We start from the raw sequence: 13,946 nt of genomic DNA, 5'->3' as shown, positions 1-13,946 counted from the left end.
CGTCCGGCGCCGATTTATACATACAAAGGAATTTGAATGGAGGAGACCCGTGAAACATTTGAGTGAAACATTATCTCGAACCTTAATTGAAGAATCAGGTGAAATCACACGCCAGTGGCTGCTCATACCAAAATCGGGGCGGCCTACAGATGATCAGAAAGCGGAAATGCAGCACCGTCTGTTAATTGAAATCGTTGCCGGCATTTTATCGGAAAAAGACGGCGGGGAAGAGGAGCTGACAAAATGGGCGCTTCAGTTCGCAAGGGACCGGGCCGTCCATGAAGTACCGGTCTATGAAAGCGTCACGAGCTTTAAAGAATTCCGGAGATTGGTCTGGAACCGCATACAGACGTGCTGTGAAACAATGTCTGAGAAGCCTGGGGCGAATGCGGTATTCCATTGGGGAGAGAAGCTGAACAAAGCAATTGACCATATGATTGAAGTATTTACAGAGGAATATTATAAAGTGACGGTTACACAATTAAACGCCCAAAAAGAAATGATTAACGAACTAAGCGCGCCGATTATGCCGATTGCCGACGGTATTGGAATTTTGCCGCTCGTCGGCGAAATTGACACCTACCGGGCAAAAATGATTTTGGAATCGGTGCTTGACCAATGTTCTTCACTCCGTCTTTCTTATTTATTTTTAGATATATCAGGTGTGCCGATTGTGGATACGATGGTCGCTTATCAGATTTTTAAAGTGATTGACAGCACAAAACTTCTTGGCATAGAAACGACAATCTCAGGCATCAGGCCGGAAATCGCGCAGACCGTCGTGAAGCTCGGCATCGATTTTTCTCAGGTGAAAACGGAGCAGAGTCTGGCGAAAGCGCTGGCAAAAAACGGATTTATCGTAAAAGAATCATTAAGATGATGAAAAGCTGAATGGCCGGGAGGGATGTCTCCCTCAGCTATTCAGCTTTTTCAGCTTCAATCGTAATGATATGATGGCTGTCGATTTCTTTTACCGTAAATGTGTAGCCTTCAAAATCAATGGTGCTCCCGGGCTTCGCGTCAATATGCTGAGTAAGAAACCAGCCCCCGAGTGTATCGACTTGATCAGCCGTAATCTCTGTTCCGAGTACATCATTGACGTCACTGATCAGCAATTTGGCGTTCAGGAGATAGCGGTTCTTCCCAAGCTTTTGAACGGAAGGTGTTTCATCCGTATCAAATTCGTCGCGGATTTCGCCGACGATCTCTTCAATGATGTCTTCCGCCGTTACTAATCCCGCGGTTCCGCCGTACTCATCAATGAGAATGGCCATATGGGCGTGTTCCCGCTGCATTTTAACGAATAATTGATAAATCGGAATCGTCTCAATCACATGGATCGCCGGCTGGATGTAAGGGCTGAGTTCGTGTTTTGTAAACGCCGCTCCTTCTGACAGGAATCTGAATAAAACTTCTTTTATATTGATGATGCCGACTACATGATCTTTATCTCCTTTTACTACGGGATACCGGGTATATTTATTTGTTTTGATAATGTCCCGGAGCATATGTCCCGATCCGCTGTCTAACGGCAGACTCACCATTTCATTCCGGGGCACCATAATTTCTTTGGCAGTGCGCTTATCAAATGTAAAAATGTTATTTACGTAATGCAGCTCGCTTTTTTTAATCATGCCGCTTCGATAGCTTTCGGCAAGGAGCACCCGCAATTCCTCTTCCGTATAAGCCATTTCATGTTCGGAAGCAGGCTTCAAGCCGAACATGGCTGTAATCAGGCGGGCGGAATGATTGAGCAGCCAGATGAACGGAAACATTAACTTATAAAACAAAATCATCGGTCTGGCAGACAAAAGTGTAATCCGCTCGGCTTTTTGGATAGCAAAACTTTTCGGGGCGAGTTCGCCGATAACGACATTCACATATGTAACCAGCAGAAAGGCGATGATCAATGACAGGACTTGGGCAACCGCTTCGTGAACTCCGGTTTTTAAAAATAACGGCTGAAGCATTGCTTTGACTGTCGGTTCACCCAGCCAGCCGATTCCCAAAGCGGTGACGGTGATGCCCAATTGGCATGCCGATAAATATTCATCGAGGTGGGTAATGACATGCTTGGCTGCTTTTGCTCCTTTTACATCTTCCTCAATGAGCTGATTAATGCGGGAGCGCCTTGCTTTAACGATTGAAAACTCTATGGCGACAAAACATGCCGTTAATAAAATAAATAGTACGATGGCAGATAGTTTGATGATATACAATGTAACGCCTTCCGCGAAGGAAGGCTTGCACCTCCCTTTTTTCGGAATAATACCACTGTAGAAAGCTGCTCAAACATCGAACCTGGTTTAGCCTGCTTCATTTACGGTAATAAAACAAGAAAGCGATACTGGAGGATGACAAGAGATGAAGGTACATTCGGGAGCGGACTGGCTGTGGTACCAGCTCGGTCCGCATGAAAAAACAGAAGCGAAAAAAATGATTCATCACAATCACTGGCCGCAATGCGAAAAGTGGTTTGAACATGAAAATCATATAAACTTTCTGCGCTCAGATACAAATGATCAGAATAATGAAGCGGTTTTCGGTTCTTTAATCTATCATCAAGGATTAGATGATGAAAAAAACCATACCGTATTTCACTTTTATATTACGAGAGACTTCTTTTTTACAATTAATTTTGATTTTTCGCTGCTGCGCGGTGTAAAAGAAAAGCATGCCACACAGCAGATTCAAACCTGTGAAAATCCGATTGAAGGCTTTTTTGTTCTGCTGGGAGAGCTGATGAATTCCTATCTGATCGGACTGGATGAATTTGAAGTCAAGCAGCGGACGCTGAAATGGCAGATTCATGATGACAACAGCAAAGGAATTTTGGAAAATGTGCATAAACTGCGCCATGAGCTGTTCATTTGGAAAGGCCTTACACTGGGGGCTAAAAAAGTGGAAATGGCTTTAAAAGAAGCTTTTCTCCCCAAAAATGACAGGCAGAAAGATTACCTCAGAGCTCATCAAAAGATGGAAAGAGGAATTACATATATCAATGAGTTTGATCAGGAATTGAGCAATCTGCTGCACGCCGAGGAAGTCATTACCTCCCAAAGAGGAAATGAAATTGTGAAAGCCTTGACGATCTTTACAACTCTCTTTACACCGATGACGGCGCTTGGAGCTCTCTGGGGGATGAACTTTGATAACATGCCGGAGCTTCATTGGAAATATGCGTATATTTGTTCCATCGTGCTCATTATTGTATCAACCCTGCTGATTTATATTTATCTGCGGCAGAAAGGCTGGACAGGGGACATTTTGAGGGAGCATCAAAAAAAATATTTGCGGAAAGAAAAGAAACGCTAAGAAGAGCAGGCATACGCCTGCTTTTTTTGATGGCTGAAAATGGCCGAATGGTTCCCGATTTCATCGGTAAATCAATGTCAGGGGGCTTATTTTTTATTTTTTTACGTTTTACACACTGTAAAACGCATAATCTCTCCTTTGCCGGCTTTTGTGTATCTGATTTACAATACGTGCGGAAGGAGGGAAGTCTTGTGGAAAATATAGAAACATACAGCAGGAACATCATAAACGAGGCCTATACGGCAAGGGCTTCAGATATACACATTGTGCCGAGAGAAAAGGATGCTTTCATTCATTTTCGCATCGGCCATGCTCTTGTGAAAAAAAGAGTCTTAAAAAAAGAGGAATGCGTAAGGCTAATTTCTCATTTTAAGTTTTTATCGGCCATGGATATAGGAGAAAGACGTAAGCCGCAAAACGGGTCATTGTCTCTGCCGCTTCCGACGGAAACCGTTCATTTGAGAATGTCAACCTTGCCGACAATGAATGATGAAAGTCTTGTCATCAGGCTTTTGCCTAAGCGGCAGATTCCCCCTCTGGATAAATTGTCCTTATTTCGGGGGGCGGGCGCCGCACTATTGTCCTTTCTGAAGCATTCGCACGGTCTGCTTCTGTTTACCGGCCCCACCGGATCTGGAAAAACGACCACTCTTTACTCGCTTGTCAACTATGCAAAAAGGCATTTCAACCGGCGGATTGTCACGCTTGAAGACCCCGTAGAAACAAGAGATGAGGATGTGTTGCAAGTTCAGGTGAATGAAAAAGCCGGAGTCACATATTCCGCCGGTTTAAAAGCGATTTTAAGACATGACCCCGATATGATCATCTTAGGGGAAATCAGGGATGCCGAGACGGCTGAAATCGCAGTCCGCGCCGCCATGACGGGACACCTCGTTCTTTCAAGCCTGCATACAAGAGATGCTAAGGGCGCCATATACAGGCTGCTGGAGTTCGGCGTGAACATGACAGAAATTGAACAAACCGTCATTGCCATTGCCGCTCAGCGTCTGGTTGATTTAACATGTCCGTTCTGCAAAGAGGAAAACTGTTCCGTGTACTGCCGGATGTACAGGCAGACACGCCGTGCGGGCATTTATGAATTGCTCTACGGGAAAAACCTCACCCAATGCTTTCAGGAAGCAAAGGGAGAGCACGCGAATTTTCAATATCAGACGCTCCGCAGGCTGATCAGAAAAGGAATTGCGCTCGGCTATGTCACGACCGACAATTACGATCGGTGGGTGTATCATGAAGCGGATTAAACGAACCTGGCCGTTGAAGGATCAAGCGGCTTTTTTGAAAAGGCTCGGTGAAATGACGGAAAAAGGATACAGTCTGATTGAAGGGCTCAGACTGCTGCAACTCCAGCTTCATAAACGTCAGCTTGCAGAGCTGACGGACGGAATCCGCCGGCTGAGGGAAGGTGATGCGTTTTACCAAGTGCTTGAGGCATTGTCTTTCCACAAAGAAGCCGTCTCTATCTGCTATTTCGCGGAGAAACACGGGGAATTGCCGGGGGCGATGAAACAAAGCGGCGAATTATTACAGAGAAAGCTCATGCAGACGAATCAAATCAAAAAAATGCTCCGGTATCCGATGTTTTTAATTTCTTCCGTCTGTGTCATGTTTTATATCCTGCAAAGTTTAATTATTCCGCAGTTTTCTGGGATTTATCAATCAATGAATATGAATACTTCTGGTGCGACTGCTTTCATCTTTGCGTTTTTTCGGCATTTTCATGAAGCCTGTGCACTGGCGCTGTCCGTCGCTTTCTGCTTGTTTTTGTACGTTTGGTTCTTATGTAAGAAAAAATCCCCGCAAGATAAAATGCTGATTGTTGTGAAAATACCACTATTAGGAAAAGCGGCCGTTCTTTTTAACAGCTACTTTTTCTCTTTACAGCTCAGCAGTCTTCTGAAATCCGGCCTATCTATCTATGACAGCTTAACAGCTTTTAAAGAACAATCTTTTCTGCCTTTTTATCGTGAAGAAGCAGAGATGCTCATTACACGTCTGAAAGCCGGAGAAACCATAGAATCCGCTCTTTCCGGGCATCCGTGTTATGAAAAAGACCTTGCGGCTGCAGTCAGCCACGGACAGGCAAACGGCCGGCTTCACCGCGAACTTTATACGTACAGCCAGTTTATGATGGAGCGTCTTGAACAAAACGCGGCGAAGTATACCGGCATTCTCCAGCCTGTCATTTACGGTGTTGTGGCCGGTATGATTTTAATTGTCTACATGTCAATGCTGATGCCGATGTACCAGATGATGAACCAAATGTAAGGGAGTGCTTCGTCTGAAAAATCAAGATGGATTTACTTTAATTGAAATGCTGATCGTTTTATTTATCGTTTCCATTCTGCTTTTAATCACCATTCCTAACGTTACAAAACATAATCAAAGCATTCAGCATAAAGGCTGTGAAGGACTGCAGAATATGGTGAAAGCCCAAGTGACGGCGTACGAAATCGATCATGAAGGTAAAATGCCGGATATGAACGATTTACAATCAGAGGGGTATATCAAAAAGAATACAGCCTGCCCGAATGGTAAACAGATCTTAATTAGTGGCGGAGAAGTTACAGTTGAACAATAACAGGCGGACAGAAAATGGGTTTACCCTTCTTGAAAGCCTGATTGTGTTAAGCCTGGCGTCCGTCCTGCTGACGGTTTTGTTCACGACGGTTCCGCCGGCCTACACCCACCTTGCCGTGCGGCAAAAAACAGAGCAGCTCCAAAAAGATATTCAGCTTGCTCAGGAAACGGCTATCGCAGAACATAAAAGAACAAAAATCACTTTTCTTCCAAAAGAGCATAAATACAAACTGCAGTCAGGCGGAAAGATTCTCGAGCGTTCCTTTGATTCGCTTCACATTACACTTGTGACTTTACCGGAGAGCCTTGAATTTAACGAAAAAGGCCATCCGAATTCGGGAGGAAAGATTCAATTGAAGAGCGCCGGGTTCACCTATGAGATCACAGTTTACTTAGGGAGCGGAAATGTCCATGCTAAACGGAAATAAGGGGTTCTCTACTATTGAAACACTATCAGCAATGGCCATTTGGCTGTTCCTTATGACGTCTATCATTCCGGTCTGGACGGGCATGCTGACAGATGGTCTGAAAATAGAAGATCGCCATGAAGCGTACCAGCTTCTTCAGAAACATATCAGCACTTATATGATGACCGGAAAAAAGCCGCCGTCTCCCGGTGTGAAGTGGAAGGAGGATGGTGAGTATTACAAAGTGTGTGCGGCTGACCGCAGCGAAAAAGAAATGTGCCTCAGCATTCTCAAAACAGACTGGCTTTACGCTTCTTAATGTTTTGTTCTCCTTGGCAGTCTGTCTTTTCCTATCAGGCACCTTGGGCCCGATTTTACATCTGTTTTTATCAAACCGGGCCGATACCGGCGGCTTAGACAGCCGGGAGCATCAAATTGCCGTTCAGCAGATCATGAACGAATGTAAACAGGCTGAGACTGTGAAGCCGGCGGACGGCGGACGGGCGTTAGCATGCCGGAAAACAGGAGGCGAAGAAGTGCGTTTTGAAATTTATCTTAAGATGATAAGGAAAAGAGTAAACGGAAAAGGCCACGTGCCGATCCTGCAAAACGCGGCATCATTAACGGCTGATGTGAAAAACGGCCTGCTCTTATTAGAGATTTCAAGCGTTACAGGTCAAAAGAATCAGGCGGTCATTCCGGTTTACAGCTCTTTTAAAGGTGATTAAATGTACAAATCTGACGGTTTTATATATCCCGCGGTTCTGTTTGTTTCTGCCGCAGTTTTACTTGTCATCAGCTATACTTCATCTGATTTCATCACCCGAAAAACATTTGCAAAAGAGGCCGGGGAGTACTGGATCGGAGAGAACCTGCTCCAAAACGGCGCGCTGCTGTCAAGCCGCCATATGACACAGGGACAAAAGGTCCAAACTGGTACACAGCGTTTTCCGTATGGCACCGTTTCTTTTCACATCACGGGGAGTGATCGCCGGGAAACGGTTCAGGTTACAATTCAGGCGGAAACAACGACAGGTACGAGACGGGAGGCTCACCTTTTGTTCGATCAGAAGAAGAAACAGCTGATTCAATGGACGGAAGTATAAAAAAGAGGCGGCGGGACAACACTTCATAGTAAAGACAGCACTATGAGGTGAGAGCCGTGAAAACAAATGATTATGTAAAATATATGACTGAGCAATTCGTTAAATATTTCGATACGCCGAAACAGGAACGGAGAGAGCGAAAAGAAGTGCGGAAAGAAAAGAAAGTGCCGGCTTCTCAGCACTGGTTCGGAATATTGCCGTATAGTTTTAAGCTGTGGATGCAGCGGAAAAAATAAAGTGAATCACACGAAAGGCCCTCCTGATACAGGAGGGCCTTATTGGTATTCCTCAATGACGGCAATTTTATTTACCTTTTGGCTGTAGGGATTAAAAGAAATCGTAACAAACACGCCAAATTCTTTTGCGCCATCCCGCAATGTCAAGTGGTATTGCTTGACTGCTTCGTCCGTTCTTTTCCGATCCCACACCTTTTGAATAAATAACGTCTGGGCGAGCGGATATCTTTTTTTAGCTTCCTTTTCTGCTAACTTTTCCCATTTTGATTTATGGTGAACAGCATAATAAGGCACCGTTTCCGCCTGAGCTGTTCCTGAAACCCCGAAAACAAGAAGAGAAAGGCAAATCAGACTTTGTTTGATCATCATTCTTCGTCCTTTCGCTGTATATACTTTCCATTTTGTTCTAGGCACCTCGTTATTTTCTCACGTTTTATTAGAAAAAATTCCAAAAAGGTGTGTAATTTGAAGCAAAACGCTGTTTTTAAAAGATACCATTCTCAAAAACGAACAATTTGACCGATTTCGACATTTTTCAAGACGATAATCCTTGATTATACTTTGTTCATACAGTTCTTTAAAGAGAACGGTTGTCATATTTATTAACAGTTTTACAGGGGGTAAGGCATGTTCCGATTGTTGCGAATGGAAAAAAAGTGCAAGGTGAGATGGCGGATGATGCTATTGTTACGGCTTTCGTTCATTTTTTGCCTGTCCGTGACGATATGTGCTCAGTTCACAGGTGATACAAGTTCCTCCTTCAATGATGTGAAAAGCTTCAGTCTCCAGGTTCAAACGTGCGGAGATTTTCAATATACGGATGACGATTGCCGTTATGACGAACGCTGGGATCAAAGTGATTTACATATAACAAATCAAACTGATACGTCAGGCACCGTGTGTGCGCCGCTTCAGCTCTATGCCGAGCTGGAGAATAAGGGAAAAGAGCGGACTGTTTCTGACTGGAAATGGGAGCTCCATAAAATCGCTTCTCAGCAGCAGCCTTTACGAAACGGCAATGTTGTGGATAAAGGGCTTATTACTGATAAAAAAAGCAAAACGATTTATAAAATTGAGTCAAAGCGGTCTTTACAGCCGGGCATATACGCATTCAAGGTTTACAAACCTGAAGGGTATCCGGCGGACGAAGAAAAATTTGAGTGGTCAAGACCTATGAAACTCGTCAAATGCCGGGAACAGGCAACCGTTTCTGATCTAAAGAAAACGGAGAAAGAGCCGGCTGAGCCGGTAAAAGAAAGCGGGGAAGAACATGAAAAAAGCGCTGAAACTGATCAGTAATATTTTATATGCCGTCATCTTCAGTCTGATTATTGTGCTGACGTTAACGGTGATTTCGACCCGGGCTTCCGGGGGTGAGCCGGCCATCTTCGGCTATACGCTGAAATCCGTGCTGTCGGGTTCAATGGACCCGGAATTTAAGACGGGTTCGCTCATAGCGGTAAAGAAAATTTCTGACGTAAATGACTTAAAAAAAGGGGATGTGATCACCTTTACGCAAGATGACGGAACAGCCGTCACACACAGAATAATCGGGATCACAAAAAAGGACGGGAACCTGCTGTTTGAGACAAAAGGGGACCATAATGCCGCCCCGGATGCCGCACCCGTTCAAGCTGAAAAAGTGGCGGCCCAGTATACGGGATATCAGCTTCCGTATGCAGGATATGTCATACATTTGGCAAGCCAGCCGATCGGAACGGCGATTCTGTTAATCGTTCCCGGCGTCATGCTTTTGATTTACTCAATAACAGTCATCGTCAGCGCCCTCCGCGATATTGAGCGGAAAACGAAAGCGCTGGAAGAACATGCGAAAAAGGGAACCATCTCCACATGAATACGGTTGCAACCTGGCGACAGGATTTGATAACAAAAAATAAAAAGTAAGGGGAGTACAAACATGGGTATGAAAAAGAAATTAAGCTTGGGCGTTGCCTCTGCCGCACTCGGTTTAGCATTAGTAGGAGGAGGCACATGGGCCGCATTTAATGATGTGAAGTCGACGGACGCTACATTTGCGTCAGGAACACTTGATTTATCGGCTAAAGAACAATCAGCCAATGTCAATTTGTCAAACTTAAAACCAGGTGATAAATTGACGAAAGATTTTGAATTCAGAAACAACGGTTCACTTGCCATTAAAGAAGTGCTGATGGCTTTGAATTTTACTGACTTTAAAGGAGCAAAGAAAGGAAATGAATCTGCGGAGGATTTCCTCAGCCAGTTTGAAATTACGGTTCTGACAGTCGGTAAAGAAGGGGGCAACGGCTATCCTAAAAATATCATTTTAAAGGCGGCCAGCCTGAAAGACTTATACTTAATGTCAACAAAACAGGATAAAGCAGCTGCCGAAGCGATCAGCAAGCACATTGATCCGAAATTCCTGAGTGAGAGCGGAAAAGTCAATGTGGCAACCATTAACGGCAAAACAGCTCCTGAGTACGACGGAGTTCCGAAAACGCCTGCTGATTATGACCAGGTGAGAATGGAAATCCAATTTAAAAATGACACCGCAAAAACTGCGGACGGATTAAGTGTGCAAAACAAGTTCCAAGGCAATGCGATTTCTCTTCAATTCTCTTTTGAAGCCACGCAATGGAACGGCTTGACCATTACGAAAGATCATACGGATAAAGACGGTTACGTCAAGGAAAATGAAAAGGCTCACAGTGAGGATAAAAACTAATCCGAAAGTCGGACAGTTAAAAGAGGAGTTGTGCACATATGGCGGCACTACTCCTCTTTTTGCGCTTTTCTCCATTTTTGATAATCTAAAAATTCACGAAATTGTTTTTTTGATACCCCGGATGTCATCGCATCGCGAACTAATTTCTCCCATTCACTATCTAATTGACCATCGTATTCGGTTTCATGTTTTTCATCAAGTAAAGTATGAACCGAGACGTCCAGAACAGCGGAGACTTTTTCGAGAAATTGAATGGAGGGGTTCGTCTGTAAATTTCGTTCTATTGAGCTTAAATAAGACTTCGCTACCCCAGCTTTTTCAGCTAGTTCTGATAGTGAGTAGCCTTTTTCTTTTCGGTATTGTTTAATACGCTGGCCAATCAATGTCATCACCTTCCTTGTGATATTATAGCACATTCAGAAAGGATTTACGGTATGACTTCTGGCTGCCTGGATATGTTGAGAAGACTTTTTATGCGAAAGCAGGTATTTGCGTATTTCTTCTAGGCTGATATTTGCTTTTTGAGCTTCTAATATCAGCTCAACCCATTCCTTATCTAATTGCGAAAATTCCATTTTTGCATTTTTCATGCATTTTCTCCTCCTAAAATACTTGTTTATGTATTTCAGCCAATCCGCCCATGACCTTATCTTTACATGTCTGGAAGTGATTCATCGCATGCGAAACGCCAGAAATTTTTTCTATATACTTTTATTATAATATAGAATTTCCAGAAAAAACGGGAAAGGTGTCGAATGGATAACGCTTATCCAGAAAAATTACTTTGCAGGAAAAATAAACCGCCGTTTTCAATCTGAATGTGAATTTTCGGCTGATATAAGGCTTTCAGCGCTTGTTTTTCCAAATGGTATTCCTCAGGTTTTTCTTCTGTCTGCTCATAAAACTGATCGAGCAGCCTGAGGTCCTTTTTCCATCTGGCGATCGCGCTGTCAGCCCAGTCTGACGGCTCTTTGGCGGCAGCGTCTTTTAAGTAATGCTCCATCCTTTTAATCCCGCTTTCCGGCTTAATCATCGGCGATATGGTAAAGCAATAGTCTGATATTTGCGAGGTCAGCGGAAGCGTTGCAAGCTTCTGCTGAAACCCTTCTATAATTGTTCCAGAAACAAGATGCAGGCCTAAAGACAAAAGTCTGTCTTTTTTCATGTCGGATTGGTATGAAATCACTACATTTAATCCAAGCCAGGGCTGAAGCGGCACTCTGGCTCCGGCTGATACAATTTTCTCATATATTCTTGTAAATCTCCCATTTTGTTTAACTGCTTGAAAGATTTGAAAGAGGCGCGGGGCTCCAAAGTAAATAAACTCGCCGTCCATATCCTCCGGAGCCGTTTCTTTATCAGTGATGAACGTAATCTTCATCGGGTTCGGTTCGCCGCCCGTTTTTTCACGCCAATGCCAATAAAACGGGCGGTTCATAATTTGTTTGTCCATCTCGACCGTCAACTGAACCGTCATAAAACCCGGCCCGTGTTCTGTAATCGGGCAGTGGTTCGCTTCAAAAAAGCGCAGTAAAAATTGGTGAACCTCCTGCTGTCTCATGTCGCGCTTCCTCCTTTTTAAGAGCCTTTTTTTGTGGCGGGCTTTTCCGTACTGTACGACAGAAAAGAGGTGAGATTGTCCATTTTGATTCTCATTTCCTCCTCTGTCAGCGAATGGCATAAAATATCATGCAAATGGTCTTCAAAATTGCTCACTTTGATTTTTGTTAAAATGTCATCTAATTCTCCGACGACATTTTCAAATAAATGAATTTTGTCATACAGAAGTTTTAAGATATGCTCTTCCACCGTATGTTTTGTCGCCATATTGTAGATATGGACATCTCTTTCCTGACCGAGTCTGTGAATCCTTCCGATTCTTTGTTCAAGCCGCATCGGGTTCCACGGGAGGTCATAATTGATAATATGGTTGCAGAATTGCAGGTTGATCCCTTCGCCTCCGGCTTCTGTAGCGATCAGCACCTGCACTTTGCCGCGGAAAAGATCCTTCATCCAGTCTTTTTTTCCGCGTTTAAATCCGCCTCTGAACGGAACGGAGCTTATGCCGTTCTGCTGAAGGAACCATTGCAGGTAAATCTGTGTCGCCCTGTATTCAGTAAAAATAATGACTTTATCATTAATCTTTTGGATCAAGTCAACAACTTGAATCGCTTTTGAGTTTTGCGTGACTTGATTGATGCGGTCCATTAAATTAGCGATCGTCTGTTCATCGAATGCGGGCGCTTGTTTGTCTTTTTGGTCAAGCATTTTTTTGAGCGTCATATACACGGCTTCCCGGCTTGAACAGCACTCTCTTTGCAGCGTCATAATGGAAAATGCGCTTGCGGGCTTTTCCGTGCCGTTTTTCAGTGCGGCAATGTCATCGTAAAGCGCCTGTTCCGTCGGTGAAAAGGTGATCGGCACTGTTTCCACGTGGCGCTTCGTCCATGTAAGGCCGGTGTCGCTCCGCGTGTTGCGGATCATCACCTTATTGACGAGTTCTTTCAAATGCTCATGAGCGTCAATCCCGTCCTTCTGATTGAAGGTTTCTTGAAATCCGCTTTCGTTTCCTAAATGGCCGGGCTTTAACAGTGACACTAAATTGAAGATTTCTTCGATCCGGTTTTGAATCGGCGTCGCCGTCAGAAGCAGGCAGTATTTCTTCACAAGACTTCTCGCAAATTCATAATTTTTCGTTTTGCTGTTTTTGAGCTTGTGCGCCTCGTCAATAATGACGAGATCATACGGAATAGAAAGGACAATGTCTTTGTGAGGCGAGCGTTTGGCCGTATCAATAGAAGAAACGACGATATCGCACTGTTCCCACACATAGCTTTTCTTCTGTTCAACAGCGGGTATTAAAAACTTCTCCTGAAGCTCTTTCACCCACTGGGAAACGAGTGATGCCGGCACAAGAATCAGGATTTTTTTGGCCAGCCCGCGAATCATATATTCTTTTAAAATCAGGCCCGCTTCCACCGTTTTTCCGAGCCCCACTTCATCAGCCAAAATCGCCTTGCCGTTCATTTTTTCAACGACTTTCTGCGCGACCTCAAGCTGATGGGGAAGCGGAGTGAAATCGGGCAGGTATAAAGGAGCCCTCAACCCTTCAAATTCAGGAATGGCAAGGGTCTGCTGGACTTCAGCCGACAGTTTGTACATCTCCCAATTTGACCAGGGACCGTCCGTTTTCAGCCGCTCAGAAAACTCTCCCGGCCAGTTTGCATCAAATATGATCTCTGCTGTCATATGTAACAAAACCGCCTTTCTTTTAAAAAACTGATTTATCATAATTTTTGTTGCCGGACGTAAATGAGGGTGGTAGGATATAAGTAATGATTTCACTAAAAGATATTGCTTTAGTATGTCCATAAAATTGGTAAATATGAGCGAATGACAGCAAGGGGAGAGACTCGGACGAAAGATGGGCGTCCGGGCGCCGAAGGAGCAAACTGCGGAGTGAATCTCTCAGGCAAAAGAACTCTTGCTCGACGCAACTCTGGAGAGTGTCTGCACTTAGAAGAAGCAGGCCACCAAAGGGGACGTCTTTATGATATGTTCATAAAGTAAACTTTCAGGT

General features: G+C 44.2%; 19 protein-coding genes and 1 riboswitch. Of the genes, 13 read left to right on the top strand and 6 right to left on the bottom strand.

Translation table 11 applies throughout. The features are described 5' to 3' along the window. Positions 1–49: 49 nt before the first annotated feature. Complete coding sequence (locus tag G9F50_RS06440) at positions 50–880, top strand: STAS domain-containing protein (protein WP_015240214.1); 831 nt, start codon at positions 50–52, stop codon at positions 878–880. Positions 881–917: 37 nt separating this feature from the next. On the opposite strand, the gene G9F50_RS06435 is transcribed toward G9F50_RS06440, so the two are convergent. After that, positions 918–2,219 (bottom strand): hemolysin family protein, encoded by a 1,302-nt coding sequence (locus G9F50_RS06435; RefSeq protein WP_012117986.1) that lies wholly within the window; start codon positions 2,217–2,219, stop codon positions 918–920. A gap of 145 nt (positions 2,220–2,364) precedes the next feature. Between G9F50_RS06435 and G9F50_RS06430 the strand changes: the two genes are divergently transcribed. The 9 genes from G9F50_RS06430 to G9F50_RS06390 all read left to right on the top strand — a co-directional run bounded on the left by G9F50_RS06430 (position 2,365) and on the right by G9F50_RS06390 (position 7,662). After that, the gene (locus G9F50_RS06430) at positions 2,365–3,315 is read left to right on the top strand and encodes a magnesium transporter CorA family protein (protein ID WP_007408319.1); all 951 of its coding nucleotides are present in this window, start codon (positions 2,365–2,367) and stop codon (positions 3,313–3,315) included. A 191-nt stretch (positions 3,316–3,506) separates the two neighbouring features. After that, positions 3,507–4,577, top strand: coding sequence for a competence type IV pilus ATPase ComGA (comGA, locus tag G9F50_RS06425; RefSeq protein ID WP_007408320.1), 1,071 nt, complete (start codon positions 3,507–3,509; stop codon positions 4,575–4,577). After that, positions 4,564–5,601, top strand: coding sequence for a competence type IV pilus assembly protein ComGB (gene comGB, locus G9F50_RS06420; protein WP_080130385.1), 1,038 nt, complete (start codon positions 4,564–4,566; stop codon positions 5,599–5,601). Before comGA ends, comGB begins: the two co-directional genes overlap by 14 nt. Before the next feature lie 4 nt (positions 5,602–5,605). Further along, entirely contained in the window at positions 5,606–5,914 is a 309-nt protein-coding gene (comGC, locus tag G9F50_RS06415) for a competence type IV pilus major pilin ComGC (RefSeq protein WP_003153087.1), read from the top strand. Continuing rightward, entirely contained in the window at positions 5,904–6,341 is a 438-nt protein-coding gene (gene comGD, locus G9F50_RS06410; RefSeq protein ID WP_015240210.1) for a competence type IV pilus minor pilin ComGD, read from the top strand. Before comGC ends, comGD begins: the two co-directional genes overlap by 11 nt. Next, positions 6,325–6,639, top strand: a complete 315-nt coding sequence (gene comGE / locus G9F50_RS06405) for a competence type IV pilus minor pilin ComGE (protein WP_080130386.1) — start codon at positions 6,325–6,327, stop codon at positions 6,637–6,639. Before comGD ends, comGE begins: the two co-directional genes overlap by 17 nt. Further along, positions 6,548–7,048, top strand: coding sequence for a competence type IV pilus minor pilin ComGF (gene comGF / locus G9F50_RS06400; protein WP_260397973.1), 501 nt, complete (start codon positions 6,548–6,550; stop codon positions 7,046–7,048). The genes comGE and comGF overlap by 92 nt, the downstream gene beginning before the upstream one ends. After that, a complete protein-coding gene (gene comGG / locus G9F50_RS06395) occupies positions 7,049–7,426 on the top strand; it encodes a competence type IV pilus minor pilin ComGG (protein ID WP_015417814.1) in 378 nt (125 codons plus the stop codon). 56 nt (positions 7,427–7,482) lie between these two features. Further along, positions 7,483–7,662: a YqzE family protein gene (locus G9F50_RS06390; RefSeq protein ID WP_003153093.1), complete on the top strand. Its 180-nt coding sequence runs from the start codon at positions 7,483–7,485 to the stop codon at positions 7,660–7,662. Positions 7,663–7,701: 39 nt separating this feature from the next. Here the strand turns inward: G9F50_RS06390 and G9F50_RS06385 are convergent, their stop codons facing one another. Beyond that, positions 7,702–8,031 carry a DUF3889 domain-containing protein gene (locus G9F50_RS06385; protein ID WP_012117979.1) on the bottom strand — a complete coding sequence of 110 codons (330 nt, stop codon included), beginning with the start codon at positions 8,029–8,031 and terminating at the stop codon, positions 7,702–7,704. 258 nt (positions 8,032–8,289) lie between these two features. On the opposite strand from G9F50_RS06385, the gene tapA reads away from it, so the two are divergent. From tapA to tasA, 3 genes are all read left to right on the top strand, one after another. Beyond that, a complete protein-coding gene (gene tapA, locus G9F50_RS06380; protein WP_165406519.1) occupies positions 8,290–8,961 on the top strand; it encodes an amyloid fiber anchoring/assembly protein TapA in 672 nt (223 codons plus the stop codon). Continuing rightward, on the top strand, positions 8,933–9,517 hold the full coding sequence (gene sipW / locus G9F50_RS06375; RefSeq protein ID WP_060562614.1) for a signal peptidase I SipW: 585 nt from the start codon (positions 8,933–8,935) through the stop codon (positions 9,515–9,517). The genes tapA and sipW overlap by 29 nt, the downstream gene beginning before the upstream one ends. A 63-nt stretch (positions 9,518–9,580) precedes the next feature. Then, on the top strand, positions 9,581–10,366 hold the full coding sequence (gene tasA / locus G9F50_RS06370; protein WP_007408329.1) for a biofilm matrix protein TasA: 786 nt from the start codon (positions 9,581–9,583) through the stop codon (positions 10,364–10,366). Positions 10,367–10,413: 47 nt separating this feature from the next. Here the strand turns inward: tasA and sinR are convergent, their stop codons facing one another. The 4 genes from sinR to G9F50_RS06350 all read right to left on the bottom strand — a co-directional run bounded on the left by sinR (position 10,414) and on the right by G9F50_RS06350 (position 13,615). Next, the gene (sinR, locus tag G9F50_RS06365; protein WP_003153104.1) at positions 10,414–10,749 is read right to left on the bottom strand and encodes a transcriptional regulator SinR; all 336 of its coding nucleotides are present in this window, start codon (positions 10,747–10,749) and stop codon (positions 10,414–10,416) included. 33 nt (positions 10,750–10,782) lie between these two features. Next, positions 10,783–10,956, bottom strand: coding sequence for an anti-repressor SinI (sinI, locus tag G9F50_RS06360; RefSeq protein ID WP_003153105.1), 174 nt, complete (start codon positions 10,954–10,956; stop codon positions 10,783–10,785). A gap of 176 nt (positions 10,957–11,132) precedes the next feature. Beyond that, positions 11,133–11,927 carry a YqhG family protein gene (locus G9F50_RS06355; RefSeq protein WP_060562613.1) on the bottom strand — a complete coding sequence of 265 codons (795 nt, stop codon included), beginning with the start codon at positions 11,925–11,927 and terminating at the stop codon, positions 11,133–11,135. A gap of 17 nt (positions 11,928–11,944) precedes the next feature. Further along, complete coding sequence (locus G9F50_RS06350; RefSeq protein WP_060562612.1) at positions 11,945–13,615, bottom strand: DEAD/DEAH box helicase; 1,671 nt, start codon at positions 13,613–13,615, stop codon at positions 11,945–11,947. A gap of 144 nt (positions 13,616–13,759) precedes the next feature. Further along, positions 13,760–13,860: riboswitch (glycine riboswitch) on the top strand. The last annotated feature ends 86 nt before the right edge of the window (positions 13,861–13,946 follow it).

Origin of the sequence: Bacillus sp. EKM206B, assembly GCF_011066015.1 — a bacterium.
Lineage (GTDB): Bacteria > Bacillota > Bacilli > Bacillales > Bacillaceae > Bacillus > Bacillus velezensis.
The sequence above is the reverse complement of the archived record's forward strand: the minus strand, read 5'-3'. Positions and strand labels throughout refer to the sequence as shown.